The sequence below is a fragment of the Kordia sp. genome, from assembly GCF_022447245.1.
Lineage (GTDB): Bacteria > Bacteroidota > Bacteroidia > Flavobacteriales > Flavobacteriaceae > Kordia.
In genome coordinates this window covers 206,104-231,630 of record NZ_JAKVBC010000003.1, presented here as the reverse complement: position 1 = coordinate 231,630, position 25,527 = coordinate 206,104, and the positions used below count along the sequence as shown (strand labels likewise).

The window sequence follows — 25,527 nt, the reverse complement described above, 5'->3', positions numbered from 1 at the left end:
TGTACTATGATTATAAGACAATCTTTATACTTCCTAATTTTGGCCAGCTTTCTTTTGAGTTCTTGTGGACAAAAACAGAAAGAAGTAGCGAAAGTAAAAGTTCCTGTAGAAACTCCATTAACCGCAATTAAAACCACAGAAGACATTACAAAAGATCAACAAGATTACAAGGCCGAATTAGTCGTAGACGGCATTGAAGTTCCTTGGGGAATGACTTGGTTGCCAGATGGTAGTATGTTGGTGACAGATCGTTCTGGAGAATTATATCATGTAAAAGATGGACAGAAAACTGAAATAAAAAATGTACCAGAAGTATTTGCACGTAACCAAGGTGGATTACTAGATGTAATGATTCATCCAAATTATGAAAGCAATGGTTGGATATATATTACATATTCCATCGTAGACAAAAAAGAAAAAGGGAGTCATACGGCTTTGATTAGAGCAAAATTGGAAAACAACGCATTGACCTCAACTGAAAAATTATATCAAGGAAGTCCAAATGTAAAAACAGCACATCACTTTGGTTCGCGTATAGCTTTTGACAAATATGGATATGTATATTTTACGATTGGCGATCGTGGACAACGCGATATAAATCCGCAAGATATTACCAAAGATGGAGGAAAAGTATATCGTTTACATGATGATGGACGTATTCCGTCCGATAATCCTTTTGTAGGACAAAAAGATGCGAAAGAAGCTATTTACTCTTATGGACATCGTAATCCGCAAGGAATGGCAGTAAATCCACGAACAGGACAAGTTTGGGTACACGAACACGGACCGCGTGGTGGAGACGAAATCAATCCTGTAACAAAAGCTGTAAACTATGGTTGGCCAGTGATTACCTATGGAATCAACTATAGCGGAACAAAAATAACAGATGAAACAGCACGTGATGGAATGCAGCAACCTTTATACTATTTGGTTCCATCAATTGCACCAAGTGGAATGGCATTTGTAACCAGCGATGTATATCCTGAACTAAAAGGACATTTAGTTGTTGGTTCTTTAAAATTTCAATATTTAGAATTCTTAACTCTTACGAATGATGAAAAAGTAGCCAAGCGCGAAAAGTTATTAGAAGGAATCGGTCGTGTACGTTCGGTACGTCAAGGTCCGGATGGTCATATTTATGTAGGTGTTGATGGTGAAGGTGTGTTTAAAATGGTTCCAAATGCAGCTGGAAAGAAAACTTCTTCAGCATCAAATACTACAGTGAAAACGGAAGCTTCATCAGAAGAAATTAAAGAAGTACCAGTAGTAAAACCAACTTTTGTAAAACTCGCAAACGCTTCTAAAAAAGATGTAGAAGAAAGTTTAAAAAGAGGAAAAGCTATTTATACGAATGTTTGTGTGCAATGCCACTTAGCGAATGGAGAAGGAGTACCAAAAGCATTTCCTCCATTAAAGGGATCAGATTGGTTGACAGATAAAGTGGTGGAAAGCATCCGATCAGTAAAATATGGATTAAAGGGACAAATTACTGTAAATGGTGTAAAATATCAAGGTATTATGTCGCCACTTGGACTAAGTGATAAGCAAGTTGCAGACGTGATGAATTATACGTCAACTTCTTGGGGAAATACAACAGAAAACTTTTACACTCCTGAAGAAGTAGCAAAAGTAGAGAAAGAATAGCTATTTAAACATAAAAGTATATCTTATAAAACCTTAACAGAAAAATGTTAAGGTTTTTTGTTAAAAGAAAGTTTCATCTTTTTTACTTACTTTTAGCTACCAAACCAACAAATATGAAATGAGCCATCACAATACAATAATTATAAATTGACATGTGTATTGGCGAATTCCATCTGAGAATTAAAAAAATAAAATAACAGATGAAAAGAAAACCAACCATTCACACCATTTTTTATGCGCTTTTAGCATTTACGTTTATATTTTATGCCTGTAGTTCTGATGACAGTTCTGGAACTGCTAATCCTACGCTAAGTATAAATAACTCAAGCGTTAGTTTCAGTCCAATTCAAGCGGGAACTACTTCTTCTCCGAAATCAATTTCTGTGACAGGAGCACGTTTAACAAGCACTGTTTCCATGAGTGTTTCAGGAGCTTTTGAAATTTCTAAAGACAATACAAATTATAGTTCAAGTATTAGCTTTACAGCAGATCAAGCAAACCAAAGTAATACTATTTACATACGATTCTCACCTTCAGAAACGGATCTTGGTGATTTGACAGGAACAATTTTAATTACTTCAAGCGATTTTGATAACAAACAAGTAGCACTTACAGGAACTGCACTTGAAATTGTTAGAGAAATTCAAATAACAGGAGTTATAAATCCGTTTGGAAATATTACCATCGGAACAAATTCGACAGCACAAATTGTACAAGTAAGAGGTGTGAATTTAGAAAATGATGTCGTTGTAACTGTTGGAAGTCCATTTGAAATCTCTAAAGATAATCTCTCTTATGGAGGTTCAGTTACGTATGATCATACAGCAATCAATACAGCATCCGAGAGTTTATATGTACGTTTCAGTCCAACAGCAGCTGATTTAGGAACGCAAACAGGAACAGTTACCTTAGCAGCTACAGGAGTTACAGATCAAACTATAAGTGTATCAGGAGTTGGAGCTGCTGTACGTCATAATTACCAAACATTCAGTGATCAACGCATTGCTTTTGGTGGCGGATTCTCTCAAACGGTAACAAACACATATGATTTACATACAGATATGTCTAATATCGAACAAATCATGATGTATATAGAATTGCGTTGTCCAACGGGCGGTTGTAATGCATGGGATGTATACGCTAACATCAAAGTAAAAGATGATGTTTCTGGAGAATTCTATGAAATCGGTCGTTATATTACACCGTATGGAGTAGATAATTCACAATTGACAAGAGGTTTTGAAATTGATGTAACAGATTTTAAATCTCTATTGCAAGGAAACACAGAATTATTTGCACGTATCGAAACTTGGGGATCCGACGGATGGGAACTATCTGTAGAGTTTGACTATGTAGAAGGTACGCCAGATTACGAATATTACGCAATTGCTGATGTAATTACCTATGATGATTGGTCAACTTCAGGAGTTCCTTATGGAGTAGCGATTGATCCAATGACGTGGGATTTAACAAAAACAGTTAGCATTCCTGCAAATGCAGAAGCAACACATTTACGTACTATTATTTCAGGTTGGGGACACGCAACACCTGTAGACTCTGATAACAGACCATGTGCAGAATGGTGTTTTAGAACACACGATGTAAAAATTGATGGAACTACTACCTTTCAGCACAACATGGGACCTATTGGCTGTGCCTCTAATCCTGTGCAACCACAATCAGGAAATTGGGTTCCAGATAGAGCAGGTTGGTGTCCAGGAATGGCAGTTCCAGTTCGTGTAGATCAATTTGGTACGCCAATGAATGGAAGTATGTTTACTTTTGAATATGACTATCAAGATTGGACAAGTGATGGCGGAACAACCTCTGGACAAGGCGGAGCGTTTTATGCAACTTCTACATTTGTGGTTGTAAAAAGTTCGACACCAATTGTAAAACCTACAGTAACGGATTAATTATTTTTTAAAATATTAACTCAATAAATAATACACTGAAATATACTATTTTGGTGTATTATTTGTTTATAGCGTACTATGAAATACATTTTTTACATTTTTATGTATTGTTGTATAAGTCTTGGATTTGCACAACAAACTGAAGTTGTTGACTTTAAAAAAGCAGCTGTCGATATTGTAATTCGTCCCACATTAAAAGAAATTGGTATTGATGTACAATACGAATTTGAAATTTTAAAAGATACAGATTCAATATATTTAGATTACCGAGAAGTATATCATTATGAAGTTCATAAAAAGACTTTTAAGGGTAAATTTGAAGAAGTAGGAAACAAATTAGTATTCAAAAGTAATTTTAAAAAAGGAGAGAAGCATACGCTTGGTTTAGTATGGTTTACACGTCCCAAAAAAGCGATATATTTTATTGATTGGAATGAAAAAAAAGGTCGAAAACAAGTCTGGACGCAAGGTCAAGGAAAATATACAAGTAATTGGCTTCCGAGTTTTGATGATGTAAACGAAAAAGTAGAGTTTGACTTTAGTATTACGTTTGACAAGCGTTATGAAGTTATTGCTAATGGGAAACTCATCAAAAAAGAATCACCAAATGATTCGTTGACAAAGTGGTATTACGGCATGAAACAGCCGATGAGCAGTTATTTGGCTGCGATTGCGATCGGAAAGTATAACAAGAAAGTGATTAGTTCAGAAAGTGGCGTTCCAATAGAATTGTACTATTATCCAGAAGATGAAGCAAAATTTGAACCAACATATCGACATACGAAGCGTATTTTTGACTTTTTAGAAAAAGAAATTGGTGTTGCTTATCCTTGGCAAAACTACAAACAAATTCCTGTAAAGGACTTTTTGTATTCAGGAATGGAAAATACAGGAACTACCATTTTTTCAGATAGTTTTGTAATAGACAGTATTGGTTTTATCGATAGAAATTATGTCAACGTAAACGCACACGAATTGGCACATCAATGGTTTGGTGATTTAGTCACAGCAAAAAGTGGAAAACACCATTGGTTACAAGAAGGATTTGCAACGTATTATGCATTATTGGCTGAAAAAGAAATCTTTGGAGACGATTACTTTTATTGGAAACTCTTTAAATCAGCGATGGATTTAAGAGCTTTGAATGAAGGGAAAGGAGAAGCTGTGTTAAATCCGAAAGCCAGTAGTTTAACGTTTTATCAAAAAGGTGCATGGGTGTTGCATGTATTACGAAGTAAAGTAGGAGATAAACCTTTTAAAGCTGCTGTAAAGCGTTATTTAAATACGTATCAGTTTAGTAGTGCGGAAACTAATGACTTTATCAAAATTGTAGAAGAAGAAAGCGGACAAAATCTAGATCAATTTGTGCAGACTTGGTTGGTAAATCCACAGTTGCCTAATGATTTTTATGATTTTGATAAATTATTGACACATAATTCTGGCATCAATGAAAATATGTATTCACTTTTAGGTGGAATGCAAGGTGCGCCAGCACAAGTAGCTTCTTTTAGAAAGTTTAAAACTTCTGATGAGAGCGTTAAAATTTGTTTAAATATTTCTAAAGTTTTTGAGTTATCACAGAATGAATTAGTGCAAAAAGAAGTTCCTATCTCAGAAGAATTATTGGTTAATCTTACTAAAAATATACCTAAAGATAGTCCAATGGTAAGCAATAATGTTTACAAAGCTGCTTTTGCAACGAATAACCTAAAAGTCCGTCAAACCATAGCACAAACACTCACAAAGATTCCTTTTGGATTAAAAGCAGAATACGAAACTTTGCTAAATGATGCCTCTTACGAAACAAAAGAAGCCGCTTTGTATAATTTGTGGGTAAACTTTCCTGCGGATCAAAAAAAGTATTTAGATCTCACCAAAGATGTGATTGGTTTTAACGACAAAAGCTTTCGAGTATTATGGTTAACGCTCGCTATTGTAACTAAAAACTATAGCGGACGAAATATGCCAGTATATTACCAAGAACTTTCAAACTATACACGCGCTTATAATCATTTTGAAGTACGACGAAATGCATTTGTATTTATCAATGAATTGCAAGCATTTTCAGACCAAAATCTAGCGGATTTAATCAACGGAGCAAGACATCCAAATTGGCGTTTTGCTAAGTTTTGTAGAGATTTATTAGATAGTATTATTAAAAACCCTAAATATCAAGAGAATTTAGAACGCACAAAAAAACTCCTTACGGAAAAGGGGTTGGTATTTTTAGAAAAGCGAATGAAAATTTAAGGATTTAAAATATCACCAACTTCTTTTTTGATAAACGCTAAAGCAGCACTACTTGGCGATTCTTGTTCCATCATTTCCGTAAGAATGACTTCACGTAATTTATCGGCAGAAGTAACTTTTTCAGACAATCCTGCTTTACGAATCAATTGTATTGTGGTATTTTTTGCGGCAATGATGATATTCCAACATTGATCGCTCATATAAATTTGCTGTGATAAATTATGATCAAACTCTTGTTCGATGCTCTTAATCAACAAACTTTCATAAATTTCTTTATCGGAAGAACTTGGCGAAATACGAATTAATAATTTTGCTGGAGTAATGCGCTCTAAAAACAATGAAAGTCGCTCGTATGCTTGTAAACGTAAAGGTAAAGCCTCTTTTTGAGAATCTTTATGCAGTAAATAGCGTCTTCTTCGATCTTCATTTTGCATATGATCTCTAAAGAAAAAATAAGCAATTCCTCCCGTAATGATGGCAGGAATAGTATACATTAACAAGTCAAAAATTTTGTCTTCCATAAATTAGCATTTTTAGCAAACATAATACGTTTTAACTAACTAGACAAATAAAGATTTATTGTACGAAAGATCATATTTGAAGTGATGTACTGTGAGAGTGAATTAGAGTAGCTTCAAGTTCTATAAAATATTTAGGAATAGTATGTTTATCAGTGTATTTTCTTAGCAACTCTACCAGTCTCTTTCTGAAAATAAGTTTGATATTTCTTTTTAGGATTAGACAATGGTGCATGTGCTTCCATGTCTAATGTTCCATCCTCTTTGATCCTATACAATTTTTCTTGTGAGAAGAATAATTTTTTCGTTGGTTTCACACGATACTGACCACCACTAGAAATTAATTATACAAGGTATTCATTGAATCCAATCCGATCTACATTTTTATCCTGTGAAAGCACTAAAGTATCTTTTAGAATTTTACTTCTTGTAACTGGAATTCTTAGAGTATCGAGTACTAGTTTTGTAGAAAGATATATAGTGTCATTTTGTATGCTCCAAGTCCCATCAGTCCAGCTTGAAGCTAGATCGAAACGATAGGTATGACTAAATGTTGAATCAGCTCTTAATTCAATTTTCTCAGAAAAATAATCAAAATAAACGCCTATAACTTTTGGATGTGAACAAGCCACAACTCCTGATAGAATTGAAAAAATGATCCAAGTAGTTTTAATAGATTTCATATTTTTTGTGATTGGTATGTATGAAATTAAGTATGCGTGGAAAGATGTGAAACTAGAATTTAGTAAACATGTTATTTCATTTAGTAAACTTGATACAATTTATTAAATTACGCCAAAATAATTAGTAAGCATGAAAGCAGTTAATGTTTCCGTCCTCAAAAAAGAATTGGCAGCACATTCGCATCAAGAATTGATGGAAATTTGTTTGAAATTAGCAAAGTTTAAAAAGGAAAATAAAGAGTTACTTACGTATCTTTTGTTCGATTCTCAAGATGAAGATGCATACATTCGTTCAGTCAATGAAAAAGTGAATGAAGAGTTTACCAAACTGAATCATTCAAGTCTTTATTATGTTAAAAAAAGCATACGTAAAATTCTTCGAATGATTAAAAAATACATTCGATATTCTAAAAACAAAGAAACGGAAGCTTCATTATTACTACATTTTTGTGGGAAGCTAAAAGAATTGACACCTAGACATCAAAAGAGTTTGCAAATCCACAATATATATGAACGTCAATTAAATATGGCGAAAAAAGCCATTAGTACATTACATGAAGATTTACAATATGATTTTATTCTTGAATTAGAAGAATTAGGCGAGAAATTATAAAAAAATATAACTTCTATGCATAAAGCATAGTAAAGCAGAATCAATTAGCCAAAAAAACTATTTTCCTCCCAAATGTGTACATTGCTGCAATGATTGCATACCTTCAAATGGAACAGGTGTTTTTTGATAATTATAGGTAATATCTAAATCTTTAGACAAATGATGATCGTCCACATTCATCACTACATCTTTCATGGTAAACTGACACGGATGTTCATAACCCGCAGCATGTGTAATTTCGATAAATTCTTTTCGAAAAGTTTTAAAATACTGCGCTAATCGCACTGATTTCAACGTTGGATCAATTCCGTTTTGCAACCATTTACTTTGTGTAGCTACACCGGCAGGACATTTATTGGTATGACATATTTGTGCCTGAATACAACCAATACTCATCATGGCTTCACGGGCAACATTGATACAATCAACGCCCATAGCAAAGGCCATTGCTGCTTTGGCAGGAAATCCTAATTTTCCACTTCCAATCCATACAATGCGCTCTGACAATCCTTTGTCTTTAAACAACTTATACAAATCGGCAAACCCGTATACCCAAGGTAAGGAAACGTGATCTGCAAAGCTGGGCGGTGCGGCACCAGTTCCTCCTTCACCACCGTCAACTGTAATAAAATCAGGTCCTTTTCCAGTGGTTTTCATGATATCGGCCAATTCTTCCCATTGTTCTAATTTTCCAATAGCAGCTTTAATGCCTACAGGCAAGCCAGTAGCTTCAGCAATAGCTTCTACAAAATCTACCAATTCTGGTACTGTTGAAAATGCTTTATGATTTGGAGGAGATAACACATCTTTTCCAACTTCAACACCTCTAATTTTTGCAATTTCAGGTGTGATTTTTTTCCCAGGTAATACACCACCTTTTCCAGGTTTTGCTCCTTGCGATAACTTTACTTCAATGGCTCTGATAAAAGGGTTGTCTTCTACCAATTTGATCATTTTTTCCATAGAAAAACCACCATCATCGGCACGAACTCCAAAATATCCTGTTCCAAAATGAAAAACGACATCGCCTCCATAACTGTGATAAGGAGATAAACCACCTTCACCTGTATTGTGATAAGCATTTGCCATTTTTACACCTTTGTTCATGGATTCTACTGCTTTTGCAGACAACGAACCAAAACTCATAGCAGAAATATTGATGATAGAAGCAGGACGATAGGGACGTTTCCTTTTGTTGAATTCACCCATGACTTTTGCACATGGCAAAAATGACTTTTCTAAAGCGTTTGGATGGTCTTCAGTAACTTTGTACGGTATCATTGCATTATTGATAAACGTATGATGATGTGCATAAATATCTCTATCAGTACCAAAACCTTCGTAATTGTTTTGCTTTTTGGCAGAAGCATAAATCCAACCGCGTTCAATACGATTAAATGGTAATTCTTCACGATTGTTTGCCACAAAATATTGGCGGATTTCTGGACCAATACTTTCAAACATATATCGAATATGTCCAACGATAGGGAAGTTATGACTAATGGTATGTTTTCTTTGTAAAATGTCTCTGATAGCGATAATAAGTAGTGCAATCAAAATCCACATCCACCAAGTGATGTTTCCTAAAAAGTCTAAAACTGCATCCATAAGGTATTAATTATTGAGATAATCTAAAGTAAGTTGAACAAATGTTTTTACACCGAGTTTCATTCCGCTTTCGTCAATATAAAAATCTGGTGTATGATGTGAAGTTGCTACTTTTCCAACAGGTTTTCCTCCTAAGAAGAAATATAAACCTGGTACTTCTTTTTGAAAAAATGAAAAATCTTCGGCTCCAGTAATTGCTTTAATTTCCTTAACATTATTAGTACCAGCAGCTTTTTGTAAGGATGGAAGCATTTGTGCTGTTAATTTTGGATCGTTGTATGTAATTGGATATCCTTTAGCAATGTCGATGGTTGCTTCCGCTCTGTAGGCTTTGGCAATGGCAGGCACCATTTCTTTCATACGTTTATTGATAAAAGCTTGCATGTCATAATCTAATGTACGGATAGTTCCAATAAGTTGTGCTTTTTCAGGAATGATGTTACTGCGAACTCCACTGGTAATTTTTCCGACAGTAATAACAGCGCCTTCTTTTGTTAATTCAGATTCTCTACTGATGATAGTTTGTAAGCCATCAATAATCTTTGCACTTGTCACGATAGGGTCAATACTTGTCCAAGGTCTTGAACCATGACTTTGTTTCCCTTTGATATTAATTTCGAAACTCTGTGAAGCTGCCATAATTCCTCCAGGTTTATAGCTAATTGTTCCTACATCAAATCCTGCACTAATGTGCAATCCGAAAATTGCATCCACATCTGGGTTTTTAAGAACACCTTCTTTCACCATCATTTCTGCGCCGCCTTCTTCACCTTTGGGAGCACCTTCTTCTGCTGGTTGAAAAATAAATACTACAGTTCCTTTTATTTTATTTTTATGTTTAGAAAAGATTTCTGCAACGCCCATTAAAATTGCGGTATGTGTATCGTGTCCACAGGCATGCATTACACCAGTATCAACTCCATTGAAAGTCGTTCGAACCATAGATTTAAAAGGAACGTCCGTACGTTCTGTTACTGGCAGCGCATCAATGTCAGCACGTAAAGCAACTACTTTTCCGGGTAAATCTCCTTTTAAAATACCTACAACGCCAGTATGTGCTACACCAGTTTGTACTTCTAAACCAAGTGATTTTAGATGTTTTGCTATTTTTTCAGCAGTTTTAAACTCTCTATTCGATAATTCTGGATTTTCATGGAAATCGCGTCGCCATTCAATTACTTTTGATTCAATCGCGTCTATATCTTTTTCTAGCCCATGTTGTGCATTCGCTAAGCAACAAGCAAGAAAAAAACTGGCAAGAAATAATTTCTTCATAGTGTTGAGTGATTGGGAATAATTATAAAACCAAAGATATTCAATTTTTTGGTTACTTGAAGAATTCAAATTGTGCCAATTATTTAGAATGAAAAAAGCTTCCAGTTTCTTGAAAGCTCTTTTCATATTTTGTTATTAGGATTTCTTATTTACGAATTGGTTCAGGAAATAAAGCTTCAAAAGTATTCAATACTTCATACGCATTTTCACAAATTCCTTGTGTTGGATGATTGTTTATAGATTTATTCCAGCGTAAGCAAATAATACTTTTATAAATATCTAAAAAAGAAATGTTTGTGTGAGTATAAAACTTGTAATATAAAAATAAAGCTGCCACAGTTACAGAGCGACTTCCTCCTTCATGACTGTGAATTACTAAGTTTCCTTGTGCATAAAAATTTGATGCGCCATTTGCTTTTTGTTGAGCTGTTGAAGGCGTATTGAGTAATTGTTCCGCTTCTAATACCGCTGCTACTAACGTCATCATATCATTTTTATTCGTATCTGTCAAACCAACTTTACTTAGTTGATTGAGATAATATTTTTCATGTTTCGCCAAGTCAAAAGGCAACGCTGCACGTTTATCAACTTGTGGATCAGAGAATGGAATTTGTAAGTCTTCGGCATCATTTACTTCAGTAGCAACATTTAAAACACTTGCAATTTGATTATTTATAATAGCAGTTTCAGACAATAAAAAGCTTGCACCTACAAAAATGAATTGTTGCGTCAATCCTTCTGGAACATTGGCTTTTGGTACTTGAAAAATACAAGTCATGGCTTGGTTAGGGAAATTTCCAGCTGGCGTTGGGATATTTCCACTAAACAATTCACGTGGATCAATGGTTTGTAGTTCTTGACAGAAAGTTTTGGTAACAGGATCTACAATAATATCATCTGTGTCTCCATACATTAATAATTGCGGAATTTGTTCTAAAGAATAGGTTTGATCTCCGTTATACGTAAGTTTCCAAACCAAATCATAACAATCACCAGACCATGGAGATGTTGGTACATCTTTAGTTCCAAATGCGTTAGTTATGCTTTCAATATCGGTGTGTTGCCAAGCAATTGCAATGACACTATTTGTATATTTATCATCACCAAAAATATGAGTTACCATATCTTGATATTGATACTTTAAGAATTCATCATGGATTTTCTTATCTAAACGAGTAGCTAAAGGTGTTACCGTTTCTACGGGACGTTTGCTAGGGCTTTTAACACCAATACCAGCAGCAAAAATATGATCAATTGCACCAAAAGTATCTGGCAAATAGTAAGCGAGTGCAGCGGCACGTTCATATCCTTTTGTAGATAAGTTTTCATTTGTAGTCGTATCTGCAGGTTTTTCTGCATGTCGTAAGATCAAAATTTCTTTTGGATATCCCATCTAATAATTTTTGCTTAAAAGTAGCAAAATATCCGAAAAACTTTGCACCGTAGTTTTACGTAATTTTGATCTAACTAAAAAAGTGGTTCAGGAAATAAAACAGCAATTCATGTAATAGAGGTTGATAGAATGCTTACTTTTTTCCTACATTTATTATTATGTAAATTAAATTCTCTACCATGAAAAAAGCGATTTTAATGATATGTCTGTTAATACTGTTCACGAGTTTTGGACAGACTACTGGTACAAATGACACTGAAAATACCAATGATGCGTCTGATTCCAATGCTTTCAATGACTATTATCCAATAGCAGAGAAACCAACTTTCAGTTATATGTCAAACATGAATGCCACAGAAAGTATTCTTTTTGATGCAAAACCAGTAGTGTATTACAGCATTATCAACAATATTCGTAAGAATATGCAAGAATATGAAGATAGACCTGGAAATGCTTTGTATGTCACGTTTCAACCGCATATTCGAATGTATTCTGAAACATCAAAACCTGTAAAAACACCTTCCTATCGTATACTTTTTGGTTGGCAACAGATGATTAAAACGAGCAGTAATAACTTTTTTACATGGGCAATTGAGAGTGGGCATTATTCCAACGGGCAATCTGGTTGTGCCTTTTTAACTGGTGAAGAAGATGAGACCATGCCATGTACTGATTTTCATGCTACAATTACAGATGACACAAATTTATCTGATTTACTCAATAGAACCAATGGAAACTTTTCTACAAACACCTCTAAACTCTGTGTAAATTTTCGATTTAATGAATTGAATAAGCGTGACGAACCTTTTAAAATCCATTCGTTTACAGCTTCTTGGGAATTGTATCACAATCGTTTTTTCTGGTTGTTTGATTTTGGAGGTTATTCAGATTTTGATATTGATATTTATGGTCGAAATCGTTTTGGATTTGCCTATGAATACGAACATCAATGGAAACCCAAACTACGCTATGCTATTGAGCAAAAAGTAGAACTCATTCAAGGCGCGCATCCTTTTGTAGAACCGTTGCGAAGTGAAACATCGTTTACCTTATATCCTTTTAATCGCGATATCGGATTCTTTGTGAGTTATATCTATGGACATGATAATTACAATTATCGCTTTGTAGATTCTGGAAATCAGATTGCTATAGGTGTAAGTTGGGATTGGTTTCAACCGTTTCAAATTAGTCGTGTAAAAACTACCGATCAATAATTTTCTTACCCTAAAACCCAATATCCAACATCATATACCCAAACCTCAGAAAACTAACAACAAAAAGTGTATAACTTTCACAAATTCTTATTGTAATAGCGGCTAGAGTGTTTTATTTTTGAGGCTAATTATGGAGCAAGACATTCAACACTATATTGCACAGCTAAATGATGCACAGAGAGCGCCTACTATCCACAAAGATGGCGCATTAATGGTGATCGCTGGTGCAGGTTCTGGAAAAACAAGAGTACTGACGTATAGAATTGCGTATTTGATGAGTGAAGGCGTAGATTCTTTCAATATTTTAGCACTAACATTTACCAACAAAGCAGCACGTGAAATGAAGGAGCGTATTGCTAAAATTGTAGGTGGAAGTGAAGCTAAAAATTTGTGGATGGGAACATTCCATTCTATCTTTGCAAAAATTTTACGCTTTGAAGCCGATAAATTAGGCTATCCAAGTAACTTTACGATCTATGATACACAAGATTCTGAACGTTTGATTCGTTCCATCATTAAGGAAATGCAGCTTGATAAAGATGTCTACAAATACAAGCAGGTACGTTCGCGAATTTCGTCTTTTAAGAATAATTTGATAACGGTTCGTGCGTATTTTAATAATGCCGATTTAGTAGAAGCAGATGCAATGGCTAAACGCCCACGTATGGGAGAAATCTACAAAGAATACGTAGATCGTTGTTTTAAAGCTGGAGCGATGGATTTTGACGATTTATTATTACGAACGAATGAATTGTTAAACCGTTTTCCAGATGTGTTAGCCAAATACCAAGATCGTTTCCGTTATATTTTGGTAGATGAGTACCAAGATACCAATCATTCGCAATATTTGATTGTAAAAGCCTTGGCAGATCGTTTTCAGAATATATGCGTCGTAGGAGATGATTCGCAGAGTATTTATGCATTCCGTGGCGCTAATATTAACAACATTCTGAACTTTCAAAAAGACTATGATGGAGCAGTAATGTATCGTTTGGAACAAAATTATCGTTCTACTAAAAACATTGTAGAAGCTGCGAATTCAGTTATCGAGCATAATAAAACACGTCTTGATAAAGTCGTTTGGACTGCCAATGATCCAGGACCAAAAATCAAAGTCAATCGTAGTATTACCGATGGAGAAGAAGGACGTTTTGTTGCAAGTTCTATTTTTGAAACAAAGATGCACGAACAATTACCCAATGGTGATTTTGCCATCTTATACCGTACCAATGCACAGTCTAGAGCAATGGAAGATGCCTTACGTAAACGAGATATTCCATATCGAATTTACGGAGGTTTATCATTCTATCAACGTAAAGAAATCAAAGATGTATTGGCATATTTACGCTTAATTGTCAATCCAAAAGATGAAGAAAGCTTAAAGCGTGTTATCAATTATCCCGCTCGTGGAATTGGACAAACGACAGTCGATAAATTAGTCGTTGCTGCCAAGCATTATGGACGTTCGATATTTGAAGTAATGGAAAACATTTCAAAAATTGATCTGCGGATAAATGGTGGAACCAAAACAAAACTAGAAAACTTTGTGACGATGATTCGAAGTTTTCAAGTGATGAATGAAAGTGCCAATGCTTTTGAATTGACTTCACACATTACCAAGAAGACAGGTTTGGTTCAAGAATTGAAAAAAGACGGTACGCCAGAAGGAATTGCTCGTATAGAAAATATTGAAGAATTACTGAATGGTATCAAAGATTTTGTGGAAGGACAAGTTGAAGTTGCAGATGCCACAGGAGCTTTGGCTGAATTCTTAGAAGATGTAGCACTTGCAACCGATATGGATAATGATAAAGGTGATGACGATCGTGTAGCACTGATGACGATTCACTTGGCAAAAGGACTGGAATTCCCGCATGTGTACATCGTAGGAATGGAAGAAGATCTTTTCCCTTCAGGAATGAGTATGAATACACGAAGCGAACTCGAAGAAGAACGTCGTTTGTTTTATGTAGCATTAACCAGAGCCGAACAACAAGCATATTTAACATATACGCAAAGTCGTTATCGTTGGGGAAAATTGGTCGATGCTGAACCAAGTCGTTTCATTGAAGAAATTGACGATAAATTCCTAGATTATATCACACCAGTTGAAAGTTATCGTTTCAAACCCTTGATTGATAATGATATTTTTGGAGAAGTTGATAAGAGCAAATTACGTTTACAGAAACCAAAATCTGGTCGTCCTCCAGTTGTGGGAAGTCCAACACCAGAACAAATACGAAAACTACGAAAACTCAAACCACAATCTTCACAAAGTAGTCCGCCAAGCGGAAGTCTGTTAGATGAAAGACTTGTGCCAGGAACGCTAGTTGAGCATTCACGTTTTGGTCGTGGAGAAATTTTACGTTTGGAAGGAGTAGGAGGCGATAAGAAAGCAGAAATTAAATTTAAAGTTGGCGGAATTAAAAAGCTATTACTACGTTTCGCAAAACTTGAAATTGTTAAATAACATTCAATATATAAGCCGTTTCAATTCATGTTGAAACGGCTTTTTCATTTTCTCTAAACTAAGAGAATGCTGCTGTTTCTAGTTGTAGTTACATCTAGGATCTCTCACAGTACGCTGTGGACAAGGATATTCTCTAGTCACACCTTGACAATTAGAACAAGTGTCCTGTAATCCTGAACAAATCATTGTTCCAGCTCCTTTTACTTGCTCAGATTTTAAATTAGATACAGAATTCTTTCCTAAATCTAGCTTTGCTTTTAAATTTCTTTTTTTCATGGTTAATTAAATTTTAATTGTTTATCATGAAAATACATTCAATTTGATAATTGTCATAACAATTATAGTCGATATTTATGAATATCGAGAAGTTTGGAATAGACTAATTTATTGTCAATAATATTCTTAAATTAAGCTTTTACTAGTTTCTGTAGATGATTAGTTAATTCTGTAAAACTAAGATTGTATCTGTCTGCACATCGAATCACATATTTAGTGTTATTTTGATCATAAATAATAAGAGCTGGATAGTATTTAGCCAATCTTTGGATCTTACAATTTTTAATCTTTTCAATCAGAATTTTCCTTTCATCATCAATTATGATCGCATGCTTATTGAGGCTTATAATTGCTTGTTTAGTAAGCTTATTTTCGATTCGACTTGTAATGAATAATCCAAGAAAGATTTCACTAATTATAATAAAATAAATAATGATGTCTGATTTTTCTATTTTAAAAAGATAAACAACCCAAGAAGCTATAATAATAATTGATATTATTGAAATACCTACAGAAAGTAAGGTGTAAAAATATAATTTTCTTAGTGAAATAACCGGAAAACGATATGTCATAAATTACTACATTATTAAACAGTGAGTTCTTCAATCATTCGTTTAAAGTATGGAAAGTAGATCATTCCCCACATAGGTTTTTTATCAAAAAAGAATATTTCTTTCTTAGAAGCATCAATCACTACCGGAATGGCAAATCCTGCCCATTTTTTACCAGATTTCAGCTTTTTACAATACACTTTAGCTTCTTCCGATACATTTTCTGAAATTAAAATATTTACAACACCAATGGCAGATTGAAAACCTCTTGGCCAGCCTTTATAATTTTTTTTGCCGTAATTGAAAGATTCTTTCAAATTGGATTCAATCGTTTCCACAGTAATTGTAGTAGCTTTTAAATCACTCACTACATAAAATGTGTTTAACTGTGTTAGCATCCAACTCCAACGAAATTGTTTGTCGTAACCAATTACCGAGGGTTGATCTAGAATGCGATCTTCAGAAAAAAAGATACTTTTTGAATGCAATTGTTTTTTTATTCTATCAAGACTCATAAAACTAAAATTATTCTTTTAAAAATTTATCTAAAAGCTTCACCATTTCTTCAAACTCAGCATTTGAAAAACCTTTGGAAGCATATACTATTTTGCCATTTTTAATAATATAATTTCTTGGAATGTATTTCGTAGCAAAGTTGTTGTAAATAGCTTTTGAAGCATCTGGATGCGTCGGAAATGTAGTTTTAAAGTCCTTTTGAAACTTTTGTACTTTGGCCAAATCATCACCGCGACCAAAAGCAAACAATGCAAAGTTTTTATGGTTCTTATACTTCTGCCACACATCTTTTTCTAAGTAAGGCATTTCTAGTTTGCATGGTGGACACCAATTGGCAAAAAAGTTAATAAATACCACTTTGTCTTTATAATAGGACATCTTAATTTTCTTGCCGTTTTCCACCGTAAATACTAAGTTAGAAACGTCCTGTCCCTTTTGAGCAACATCGCCATCTTGCGCATATCCTACAAGAAAAAATAGACTCAAAGCAATGGTAGTAATGAATTGTAATCGCATTGTAAAGTTTGTTTTAATGTTCTTTACACAAGATATAGAATTATATTAAATAGCTGGAAGTTTTTTTTACTGGAATTTAATAAATAAAAAAGTCGAAAAAAACTTTCCGACTTTAATTGAAGTAATATTCGATTTTAATGTTCTATTGTTGTGGTGGACACCAACCTCTTTCAGATCTTCTTGGACAGTTACAGTCGGTTACAGTAACATCGCACCAGCATGATCCAAATAAACCTGTACATAATACAGAGTTTCCTCCTTTTAATGTTTCTTCATTAAGATTTGAAACTGACTTTTTGTTTAGAATTAAACTTTTTACACTCTTTTTTTTCATGATATAAAATTTTAAATTATTTGTTTTTTTAATATTACATATAAAAAAATAGTTCTCATAAAAAAGAATATCGTGATTTATAAATTTAGATATATAACTACTATATAATATTTATGTCTTTTATTGCTCCAAAAAACTTTCTAAACGATCAAAAGCGCTTCCCCAACCGTTGTAAATCCCCATTTTTTCTTGCTGACGACAATATTCTTCTGTTGCATGAATTACATGAAATGTAAAATTAGTTTTATCTCCATCAGCTTTAAAAAGTGCATGAATTTCCACATTCTCTGTCATGGGTTTAAAATCGGTTGTAAATACAATTTTTTCTTGCTGAATGATTTCCTTGTTAATTCCTTGTGAAATAAACTCGTTTCCATCTGGCATTGTCATGCTGAATTTCCATTTGCCACCAACAGTAAAATTATGTTCAACAATATCTAATTTCATTCCATTTGGAGCCCACCAAGAAGCGATATGTTCTGGTTGTGTCCAAGCTTCCCAAACAAGCGCTAATGGAGCATTTAAAAGTTCTTTCAATAGTGATGGTGCGGTTTTCTAGATTACTAATGTTTGTCGTTTTTAGATTGTAATTGGTGTAAATAGTTTTCAAAATTATCAAGTCTGTCTTCCCATAATTGCTTGTATTGATCGATCCACAGAAAAGCAGGAATCAATTTTTTAGGTTGAATCATGCAAAAGCGTTGTCTGCCTTGTTGCTCCATCGTAATGATTTCGCATTCTTTTAAAATTTTTAAATGCTTAGATATCGCAGGGCGACTTACCTCAAACTTTTTTGCAATCGAATTTACTGTCAAGGTTTCTTTGGATAACAGTTCAATAATATCTCTTCGAACTGGATCGGTAATGGCTTAAAAAACATCTCTTCTCATAATTTAGGTAACTGATCGGTTATTTTCTTCCGATAAGCAGTTGGCGTCACACCTTTTATCTCTTTAAACTTCCGATTAAAGTTAGATACATTAAAGAAACCGCAATTGTAGGCTATGTCAGCAATGGACAATTGTGTAGCATTGGTCAAAAATTTACATGCGTTTTCAATTCGTACTTCGGTTAAAAATTTAAAGAAAGTCTTGTTGGTATGTTGTTTAAAATACTTGCAAAATGCATTTGGCGTCATATTGGCAATGGTTGCTACATCTTCCAAAATAATCTTTTGATCAAAATGATTCATCACAAATTCAAAAACAGCGCTCATACGTTTTCCTTCATCATCCGTATAGTTTTTGGTATTGATAAAAGAAGAAATAGTTTCGTAATTGGATTGTGTTAAAATGGAAAGTATTTCAAAAAAACTAGCAAATTGTTGCATAGAATTCTGCTGAATGATATTCTTAAACAACAATTCAACATAAGTTTGGTTTTCTGTAAACTTTACACCAAAATTTGCATCACGCAATAGTTGTTGTGTTTTTTGAAGCTTGGGCAAGTTAAAAAAACCTTCTCCAAAACTAGTATTCGTGAAAAATAAAGAAATCATATACGAATCTTCATCATTTTCTAAATCGTTTCTAAATACATGTGGTACATTGCTACCAAACAATATAATATCATTCGGTTGAAAATCACGAATGGTATCTCCCACAATAAAAGTACCTCTGCCTGAAATAATATAGGAAAGCTGAATCTCTTGATGTTGATGCAATTGCTCATAAAACATGCGTCCACGATCTTCTTGAACGATTAAAATATCGCTTTCTGCTTTTGGTATTTTAAATGGTAGAATTTTCATCTTATGAATACAAATGTGCAAAAATTATTCTAAAAATACATATTTGTGTAAAAAATAGGATAAAATAGTATTGAAATTGGATAATATCGAACATTGTCAACTTGTAGAAGAAAAGTACTTTTACACTAACCAAAATTAGAATTATTATAACCAAAAACAAAACTTATGACAATTAATTGGAAAGGTGTAATGCCTGCCGTGACTACCAAGTTTGCAGACAATGACAAACTCGATCTAAATATGTTTGCTGTAAACATTCATGCACAATTACAAGCTGGCGTACACGGAATCATCCTTGGAGGAACTTTAGGGGAAGCAAGTACACTCACACATGACGAAAAAAGAACGCTAGTTAGAGAAACTGTAAAGATTGTAAAAGGAAAAGTTCCTGTAATTATAAATATTGCAGAGCAAGCTACAATTGCAGCAAAAGAAGTAGCAAAACATGCAAAAGAAGAAGGTGCTAGTGGTTTAATGGTACTTCCTCCAATGCGTTACAAAGCAGATGATAGAGAAACAGTTGCCTATTTTAAAGCGATTGCCAATAGTACAGATTTGCCAATTATGATTTACAACAATCCTGTAGATTATGGTATTGAAGTTACACTAGATATGTTTGAAGAATTACTCAATGAATGCCCAAATATTCAGGCAGTAAAAGAATCTACACGCGATGTTTCAAATATTACTCGCATTAAAATGCGTTTTGGTGATCGATTGGCCATCTTATCGGGAGTAGATACCTTGGCTTTAGAAAGTTTATTAATGGGAGCCGATGGATGGGTTGCAGGTTTAGTATGTGCATTTCCAGCGGAAACAGTGGCCATTTATGCCTTAGCAAAAGCGGGTAAAATTGATGAAGCTATTGAATTGTATCGCTGGTTTTTACCATTGTTAGAGCTAGACATTAATACAAAACTGGTACAAAATATAAAACTAGCTGAAGTTGCAACAGGAATTGGAACTGAACTAGTACGAGAACCGAGATTGCCTTTAGTTGGCGAAGAAAGAGCGCGTGTATTAAGGATTATAAAAAATGGAATAAAAAAGCGTCCAGAATTACCAGATTACAAGCAATATTTATAAAAGAAATAAAAATGAGTGCTAAATTTTAACAGGTAAACAAATATCATAAAAAGTTGAATGGTTAACTGTTATTCCAAGGTTAATTTTTAGCGAAGTGCTGAGTCAAATCCGTTAATATGTTTCTAATCCCTTGGTAGAAATTTAGGATTTGAGTCACACTTTTAGTATTTTCAAACAGTACATTTTCTTTTCAATTAAGAAAAACAAAAAGACAGATGATAACAGGAAAAAACTATATTGGAAATTCACTTTCCGCCAAAGGAACAATAACCTACAAAACCTTTAACCCGAAGCTTAATACTGAAAATGACACTATTTTTACTGAAGCAACTTCGGAAGAAATCAATGAAGCAGTTGCCTTAGCTTCAGAAGCATTTAAAATATTTCAAACCATTTCTGGTGCAAGAAAAGCAGCATTTTTAAATGCTATTGCAGACGAAATTTTGGTTTTGGATGACAAATTGATTACTACCTATATGTCTGAAACAGGACTGCCAGAAGGAAGAGCCAAAGGTGAACGCGGTAGAACTATTGGACAATTACGCACATTTGCAGGACTGATTGAAGAAGGTTCTTGGGTAGAAGCACGTATAGATCCTGCACAGCCAGATCGTAAACCAATGCCACGTGTAGATTTAAGAAAAATGCTAGTCCCAATCGGACCTATTGTTGTTTTTGGTGCAAGTAACTTTCCGTTAGCATATTCTACAGCAGGAGGCGATACAGCTTCAGCATTTGCTTCTGGATGTCCAGTCATTGTAAAATCGCATCCAATGCATGCAGGAACAGGAGAGTTAATTGCTTCTGCCATTCAAAAAGCAGCACAAGACACAGGAATGCCAAATGGTGTATTTTCTAACTTAAATAGTAGTGGAATCGAAGTTGGACAGCAATTAGTTGCACATCCAAAAGTAAAAGGAGTTGGGTTTACAGGAAGTATTCGTGGTGGACGCGCATTGTTAGACTTAGCCGCAAAACGTCCAGAACCAATTCCTGTATTTGCAGAAATGGGAAGCATTAATCCAGTAGTGTTTTTACCAAAAGCTTTGGAAACAAAATCGTCAAATTGGGCAAAAACCTATGCAAGTTCTATTACTTTAGGAACAGGACAGTTTTGTACAAACCCTGGTTTGATTTTAGCAGAAAAAAGCGAAGGTTTGACCAATTTTGTAGATACTTTAGCAAAAGAAATTGTAACGATTGCGCCGCAATGTATGTTACATCCAAATATTCATAGTGCATATAGTACTAATAAAGCCAGAGCACAATCACAAAAAAATGTGGAAACAAAAGCAAATGTTGATACAGTCGTAGCTGATAACTATGCACAACAAGCCGTAGCAGTTGTTTCTGGAAAAACATTTTTAGAAAATAAAACCTTGCATGAAGAAGTTTTTGGACCTTTTTCATTAGTAGTAGAATGTGAAAACGCTACAGAATTAGAAGAAATTATAGCCAATTTGGAAGGACAATTAACAGGAACAATAATCTCAGAAGAAAATGAAGTTGCTGGGCATACTCATATAGTAAATGCATTGTCTAACAGAGTAGGACGTATTATTTTTAATGGTGTTCCTACAGGTGTAGAAGTAGTACCTGCAATGTTGCATGGTGGTCCATATCCTGCATCGACAGACAGTCGTTTTACTGCGGTTGGAAGAGATGCTATAAAACGTTGGGTACGACCATTTAGCTATCAAGATTGGCCAAATGAATTATTGCCAGACGAATTAAAGAATGAAAATCCTTTAGGAATTCTTCGCTTAGTGAACGATCAAGAAACAAAAGAAGCGCTATAAAGAAATTGCTATGAGAAAGACTTTTTTTTGTATTGATGCACACACTTGTGGAAATCCGGTACGTGTAGTAGCTGGTGGTGGACCAAATTTGGTTGGTGCCAATATGAGTGAAAAACGGCAGCATTTTCTAAAAGAATTCGATTGGATTCGAAAAGGATTGATGTTTGAACCACGTGGACACGATATGATGAGTGGTAGTATTTTGTTTCCGCCAAGCAATCCTGAAAATGATTTTGGAATTCTGTTTATCGAAACTTCAGGATGTTTGCCTATGTGTGGACATGGAACTATTGGAACGATAACAATTGCCATTGAAGAAAGCTTAATTACGCCAAAAACAGCAGGGAAAATTAAAATGGAAGCACCTGCAGGTTTGGTTGAAATTGAATACCAACAAACAAACAAAAAGGTTGATTGGGTTCGATTGACGAATGTAAAAAGTTATCTAGCGGCTGAAAATCTTATTGTAGAATGTCCGGAGTTAGGAGAAATTACTTTTGATGTAGCCTATGGAGGAAATTACTATGCCATTGTAGATCCGCAAGAAAACTTTTCAGGAATTCACGATTTCACAGCAAGTAAGATTATTCAATATTCACAAGTTGTTCGTGAGCGAATTAATCAAAAGTATCCAAATCAATTTGTGCATCCAGAAAATGATACCATTCGTGATGTTTCGCATATGTTATGGACAGGAAATCCATTAGATCCGACTTCTTCTGGGAGAAATGCTGTTTTTTATGGCGACAAAGCAATAGACAGAAGTCCTTGTGGAACGGGAACATCGGCACGTATAGCACAATTACATGCAAAAGGAAAATTAAGACTTGGAAAAGAGTATATTCATGAAAGTTATATAGGTTCAAAATTTGTAGGGCGCATCGTTGAAGAGACAAACTTAGACGGAAAACCTGCCATTGTTCCAAGTATTCAAGGTTGGGCAAAAGTATACGGTTATAATACCATCATCATTGATGATGAAGACGATCCGTATGCACACGGTTTTCAGGTGATTTGATCTATTTCAGTAGTCAGATATTAGCATTGAGATTAATCACTTGAAAAAACTTCAGAAGTACATAAACGTAAAGCTGTTTTAATTCAGCAACTATAATAGGCTAAAGTCTAAAAAAAGGAATAAAATTGAAAAAAGAAGTAGTAATTATTGGTGGAGGAATTATTGGATTGTGTTGTGCGTATTATTTACAACAAGATGGACACCAAGTTACAATTGTGGACAAAAGTGATATTTCTAGTGGAGCTTCTTTTGTGAATGCGGGATATATTACACCAAGTCATATAATTCCCTTAGCAGCTCCAGGAATGATTAGTAAAGGCTTGAAATGGATGTTTAGTACATCAAGTCCATTTTATGTAAAACCACGCTTAGAAGCTGATTTTTTGCGTTGGTCTTGGTTGTTCAAAAAATCTGCCACAGCAACACATGTAGAACGCTCCATTCCTATAATCAAAGATATCAATTTGTTAAGTAGAGCATTATACACAGATATGAAAAATGCGGGAGATTTTGATTTTCATTATCAACGCAAAGGTTTGTTGATGTGCTACCAAACTGAAAAAGAAGGTGAAGCAGAATGGAAAATGGGACAACTTGCCATCGCAGAAGGATTAAACGTTCAAAATTTAACTAAAGAAGAGGCAAAGAAACTAGAGCCTAATGTTGATTTTAATATCAAAGGCGCTGTATACTTTGATTCAGATGCGCATATGACACCGACGGATTTTATGCCGCAAATGATTGCATTGTTACGACAAAAAGGAGTTCAATTTTGTACAAATGCCGAAATAACCGATCTAGAGATTGCTAATGATAAAATAGTATCTGTTCAGACTTCGAAACGTACACTAAAAGCCGACGAATTTATACTTGCAGCAGGTTCATGGAGTTCCATATTGGCAAAAAAAATAAGCATACGACTTCCGCTTCAAGCGGGAAAAGGTTATCGAATAGATGTGAAAGAACATACTGGAATAACTATGCCAGCAATTTTAGCAGAAGCAAAAGTAGCTGTAACACCTATGCAAGGATTTACACGATTTGCTGGAACGATGGAAATAGGAGGCATTAATCACAAGATAAATCAAGTACGTGTAAACGCTATTGCTAAAGCAGCAGAAACTTTTTATAACGGATTAAAAATTCCGAGAGAAGCTATTGAGAGTGCTGCTTGTGGATTGCGTCCGTGCTCACCAGATGGTTTGCCATATATTGGAAAAACCAAAAATTATAAAAACTTGATCGTTGCTACAGGGCACGCTATGATGGGTTGGAGTTTAGGACCTGCTACAGGAAAGCTTGTTAGTGAATTAGTAGGAGAGAAGCCAACTTCAATGTCATTAGATGGTTTTGAGGTGGAGCGGTTTGGGTAAAATTACACTCTCTAATTTTTAAGAGAGTTTCAGTCTAAACAAATAAAAGCAAATTCTACAAACAAGTATATAACGTCCAAGATAACTATTTCTGAATGTAATTAATTTTTATTTCTAAAATCGACGTTTTCAATTTATAGAGTATCTTTTTTTCTTTTTGATTAAAAGCACTCTATCGTCTGGTAAATATTTTGATACTTGTTGGCATTCCCAAATAAAACTTTCAGATTGAGAATTTAGATACAAAATTGCAAAATCCATTATCTGAAGTTGATAAACAACTACTTTTTTCCAATTTTTATTTTTGCAATAGAATTCTTCAACCTAAGTATAAAGTAAAAGAAAGAATGTTATATTTGGTATTGGTATTATAAATGGTAAACTATCTAATTTTAAAAACGTTCCTCTTTGTCGTATGTAATATGCAATGTATCCTAGGGCTTCTCTATATTCAGCTTCTAAATCTGGTCGTTCTTCAAAACGATTGCCTGCATATAAATCTTTGTATATTGAGCTTATCAAAATAATGTTTTTACCGACGGTTCCAAAAATTGGTAATATACATCGTTCAAATAGTAATTCTGATTCTACAGAACTTCCTCTAAAAAATGGTTTTCAACTTTATATACGGAAGAAAACCTTTTAAGGTTTTTAGAACTTTTAAATTAATATTAGAGTGCTGATATGTAGTGTTTTAAATGTTTTTAAACTATTTAGAACGCTT

General features: G+C 34.3%; 23 protein-coding genes. 10 read left to right on the top strand and 13 right to left on the bottom strand.

Annotation, left to right across the window (positions count from 1 at the left end):
* Positions 1 to 6: 6 nt before the first annotated feature.
* The 3 genes from MK119_RS03760 (at position 7) to MK119_RS03745 (ending at position 5,810) form a co-directional block, all read left to right on the top strand.
* Positions 7 to 1,644 (top strand): PQQ-dependent sugar dehydrogenase, encoded by a 1,638-nt coding sequence (locus tag MK119_RS03760; protein ID WP_366512765.1) that lies wholly within the window; start codon positions 7 to 9, stop codon positions 1,642 to 1,644.
* 200 nt (positions 1,645 to 1,844) lie between these two features.
* The gene (locus MK119_RS03750; RefSeq protein ID WP_290671039.1) at positions 1,845 to 3,560 is read left to right on the top strand and encodes a peptide-N-glycosidase F-related protein; all 1,716 of its coding nucleotides are present in this window, start codon (positions 1,845 to 1,847) and stop codon (positions 3,558 to 3,560) included.
* A gap of 102 nt (positions 3,561 to 3,662) precedes the next feature.
* The gene (locus tag MK119_RS03745) at positions 3,663 to 5,810 is read left to right on the top strand and encodes a M1 family metallopeptidase (protein WP_290671037.1); all 2,148 of its coding nucleotides are present in this window, start codon (positions 3,663 to 3,665) and stop codon (positions 5,808 to 5,810) included.
* On the opposite strand, the gene MK119_RS03740 is transcribed toward MK119_RS03745, so the two are convergent.
* Positions 5,807 to 6,331: a hypothetical protein gene (locus MK119_RS03740; RefSeq protein ID WP_290671035.1), complete on the bottom strand. Its 525-nt coding sequence runs from the start codon at positions 6,329 to 6,331 to the stop codon at positions 5,807 to 5,809. The genes MK119_RS03745 and MK119_RS03740 overlap by 4 nt on opposite strands.
* Positions 6,332 to 6,672: 341 nt before the next feature.
* A complete protein-coding gene (locus MK119_RS03735; protein ID WP_290671033.1) occupies positions 6,673 to 7,011 on the bottom strand; it encodes a hypothetical protein in 339 nt (112 codons plus the stop codon).
* 130 nt (positions 7,012 to 7,141) lie between these two features.
* Between MK119_RS03735 and MK119_RS03730 the strand changes: the two genes are divergently transcribed.
* A complete protein-coding gene (locus tag MK119_RS03730) occupies positions 7,142 to 7,624 on the top strand; it encodes a hypothetical protein (RefSeq protein WP_290671031.1) in 483 nt (160 codons plus the stop codon).
* 57 nt (positions 7,625 to 7,681) lie between these two features.
* On the opposite strand, the gene MK119_RS03725 is transcribed toward MK119_RS03730, so the two are convergent.
* The 3 genes from MK119_RS03725 to MK119_RS03715 all read right to left on the bottom strand — a co-directional run bounded on the left by MK119_RS03725 (position 7,682) and on the right by MK119_RS03715 (position 11,900).
* Positions 7,682 to 9,232: an FMN-binding glutamate synthase family protein gene (locus tag MK119_RS03725; protein ID WP_290671029.1), complete on the bottom strand. Its 1,551-nt coding sequence runs from the start codon at positions 9,230 to 9,232 to the stop codon at positions 7,682 to 7,684.
* 6 nt (positions 9,233 to 9,238) lie between these two features.
* Positions 9,239 to 10,507, bottom strand: a complete 1,269-nt coding sequence (locus tag MK119_RS03720; protein ID WP_290671027.1) for an amidohydrolase — start codon at positions 10,505 to 10,507, stop codon at positions 9,239 to 9,241.
* Positions 10,508 to 10,652: 145 nt separating this feature from the next.
* Entirely contained in the window at positions 10,653 to 11,900 is a 1,248-nt protein-coding gene (locus MK119_RS03715; protein ID WP_290671025.1) for a hypothetical protein, read from the bottom strand.
* A gap of 179 nt (positions 11,901 to 12,079) precedes the next feature.
* Between MK119_RS03715 and MK119_RS03710 the strand changes: the two genes are divergently transcribed.
* Both MK119_RS03710 and MK119_RS03705 read left to right on the top strand, forming a co-directional pair.
* Complete coding sequence (locus MK119_RS03710) at positions 12,080 to 13,114, top strand: hypothetical protein (protein WP_290671023.1); 1,035 nt, start codon at positions 12,080 to 12,082, stop codon at positions 13,112 to 13,114.
* A 130-nt stretch (positions 13,115 to 13,244) separates the two neighbouring features.
* Positions 13,245 to 15,584 carry a UvrD-helicase domain-containing protein gene (locus MK119_RS03705; protein WP_290671021.1) on the top strand — a complete coding sequence of 780 codons (2,340 nt, stop codon included), beginning with the start codon at positions 13,245 to 13,247 and terminating at the stop codon, positions 15,582 to 15,584.
* 78 nt (positions 15,585 to 15,662) lie between these two features.
* Here MK119_RS03705 and MK119_RS03700 read toward each other — a convergent pair whose 3' ends face one another.
* The 7 genes from MK119_RS03700 to MK119_RS03670 form a co-directional block, all read right to left on the bottom strand.
* On the bottom strand, positions 15,663 to 15,860 hold the full coding sequence (locus MK119_RS03700) for a hypothetical protein (RefSeq protein WP_290671019.1): 198 nt from the start codon (positions 15,858 to 15,860) through the stop codon (positions 15,663 to 15,665).
* 586 nt (positions 15,861 to 16,446) lie between these two features.
* Positions 16,447 to 16,926, bottom strand: a complete 480-nt coding sequence (locus MK119_RS03695; protein WP_290671017.1) for a hypothetical protein — start codon at positions 16,924 to 16,926, stop codon at positions 16,447 to 16,449.
* Positions 16,927 to 16,936: 10 nt separating this feature from the next.
* Positions 16,937 to 17,443: a TlpA disulfide reductase family protein gene (locus tag MK119_RS03690; protein WP_290671015.1), complete on the bottom strand. Its 507-nt coding sequence runs from the start codon at positions 17,441 to 17,443 to the stop codon at positions 16,937 to 16,939.
* Positions 17,444 to 17,585: 142 nt separating this feature from the next.
* A complete protein-coding gene (locus MK119_RS03685) occupies positions 17,586 to 17,777 on the bottom strand; it encodes a class I lanthipeptide (RefSeq protein WP_290671013.1) in 192 nt (63 codons plus the stop codon).
* Positions 17,778 to 17,897: 120 nt separating this feature from the next.
* Complete coding sequence (locus MK119_RS03680; RefSeq protein ID WP_290671011.1) at positions 17,898 to 18,314, bottom strand: SRPBCC domain-containing protein; 417 nt, start codon at positions 18,312 to 18,314, stop codon at positions 17,898 to 17,900.
* Between the two features lie 26 nt (positions 18,315 to 18,340).
* A complete protein-coding gene (locus MK119_RS03675) occupies positions 18,341 to 18,643 on the bottom strand; it encodes a metalloregulator ArsR/SmtB family transcription factor (RefSeq protein ID WP_290671135.1) in 303 nt (100 codons plus the stop codon).
* Positions 18,644 to 18,663: 20 nt separating this feature from the next.
* The gene (locus tag MK119_RS03670; RefSeq protein ID WP_290671009.1) at positions 18,664 to 19,527 is read right to left on the bottom strand and encodes an AraC family transcriptional regulator; all 864 of its coding nucleotides are present in this window, start codon (positions 19,525 to 19,527) and stop codon (positions 18,664 to 18,666) included.
* A 165-nt stretch (positions 19,528 to 19,692) separates the two neighbouring features.
* Here MK119_RS03670 and MK119_RS03665 point away from each other — a divergent pair, with 165 nt between their 5' ends.
* The 4 genes from MK119_RS03665 to MK119_RS03650 all read left to right on the top strand — a co-directional run bounded on the left by MK119_RS03665 (position 19,693) and on the right by MK119_RS03650 (position 24,803).
* Positions 19,693 to 20,613, top strand: a complete 921-nt coding sequence (locus MK119_RS03665; protein WP_290671007.1) for a dihydrodipicolinate synthase family protein — start codon at positions 19,693 to 19,695, stop codon at positions 20,611 to 20,613.
* A gap of 215 nt (positions 20,614 to 20,828) precedes the next feature.
* Positions 20,829 to 22,412 (top strand): aldehyde dehydrogenase (NADP(+)), encoded by a 1,584-nt coding sequence (locus tag MK119_RS03660; RefSeq protein WP_290671004.1) that lies wholly within the window; start codon positions 20,829 to 20,831, stop codon positions 22,410 to 22,412.
* Positions 22,413 to 22,422: 10 nt separating this feature from the next.
* Positions 22,423 to 23,430 (top strand): 4-hydroxyproline epimerase, encoded by a 1,008-nt coding sequence (locus MK119_RS03655; RefSeq protein ID WP_290671002.1) that lies wholly within the window; start codon positions 22,423 to 22,425, stop codon positions 23,428 to 23,430.
* 125 nt (positions 23,431 to 23,555) lie between these two features.
* Positions 23,556 to 24,803 carry an FAD-dependent oxidoreductase gene (locus tag MK119_RS03650; protein WP_290671000.1) on the top strand — a complete coding sequence of 416 codons (1,248 nt, stop codon included), beginning with the start codon at positions 23,556 to 23,558 and terminating at the stop codon, positions 24,801 to 24,803.
* 324 nt (positions 24,804 to 25,127) lie between these two features.
* On the opposite strand, the gene MK119_RS03645 is transcribed toward MK119_RS03650, so the two are convergent.
* The gene (locus tag MK119_RS03645) at positions 25,128 to 25,325 is read right to left on the bottom strand and encodes a hypothetical protein (protein WP_290670998.1); all 198 of its coding nucleotides are present in this window, start codon (positions 25,323 to 25,325) and stop codon (positions 25,128 to 25,130) included.
* Positions 25,326 to 25,527: the final 202 nt, after the last annotated feature.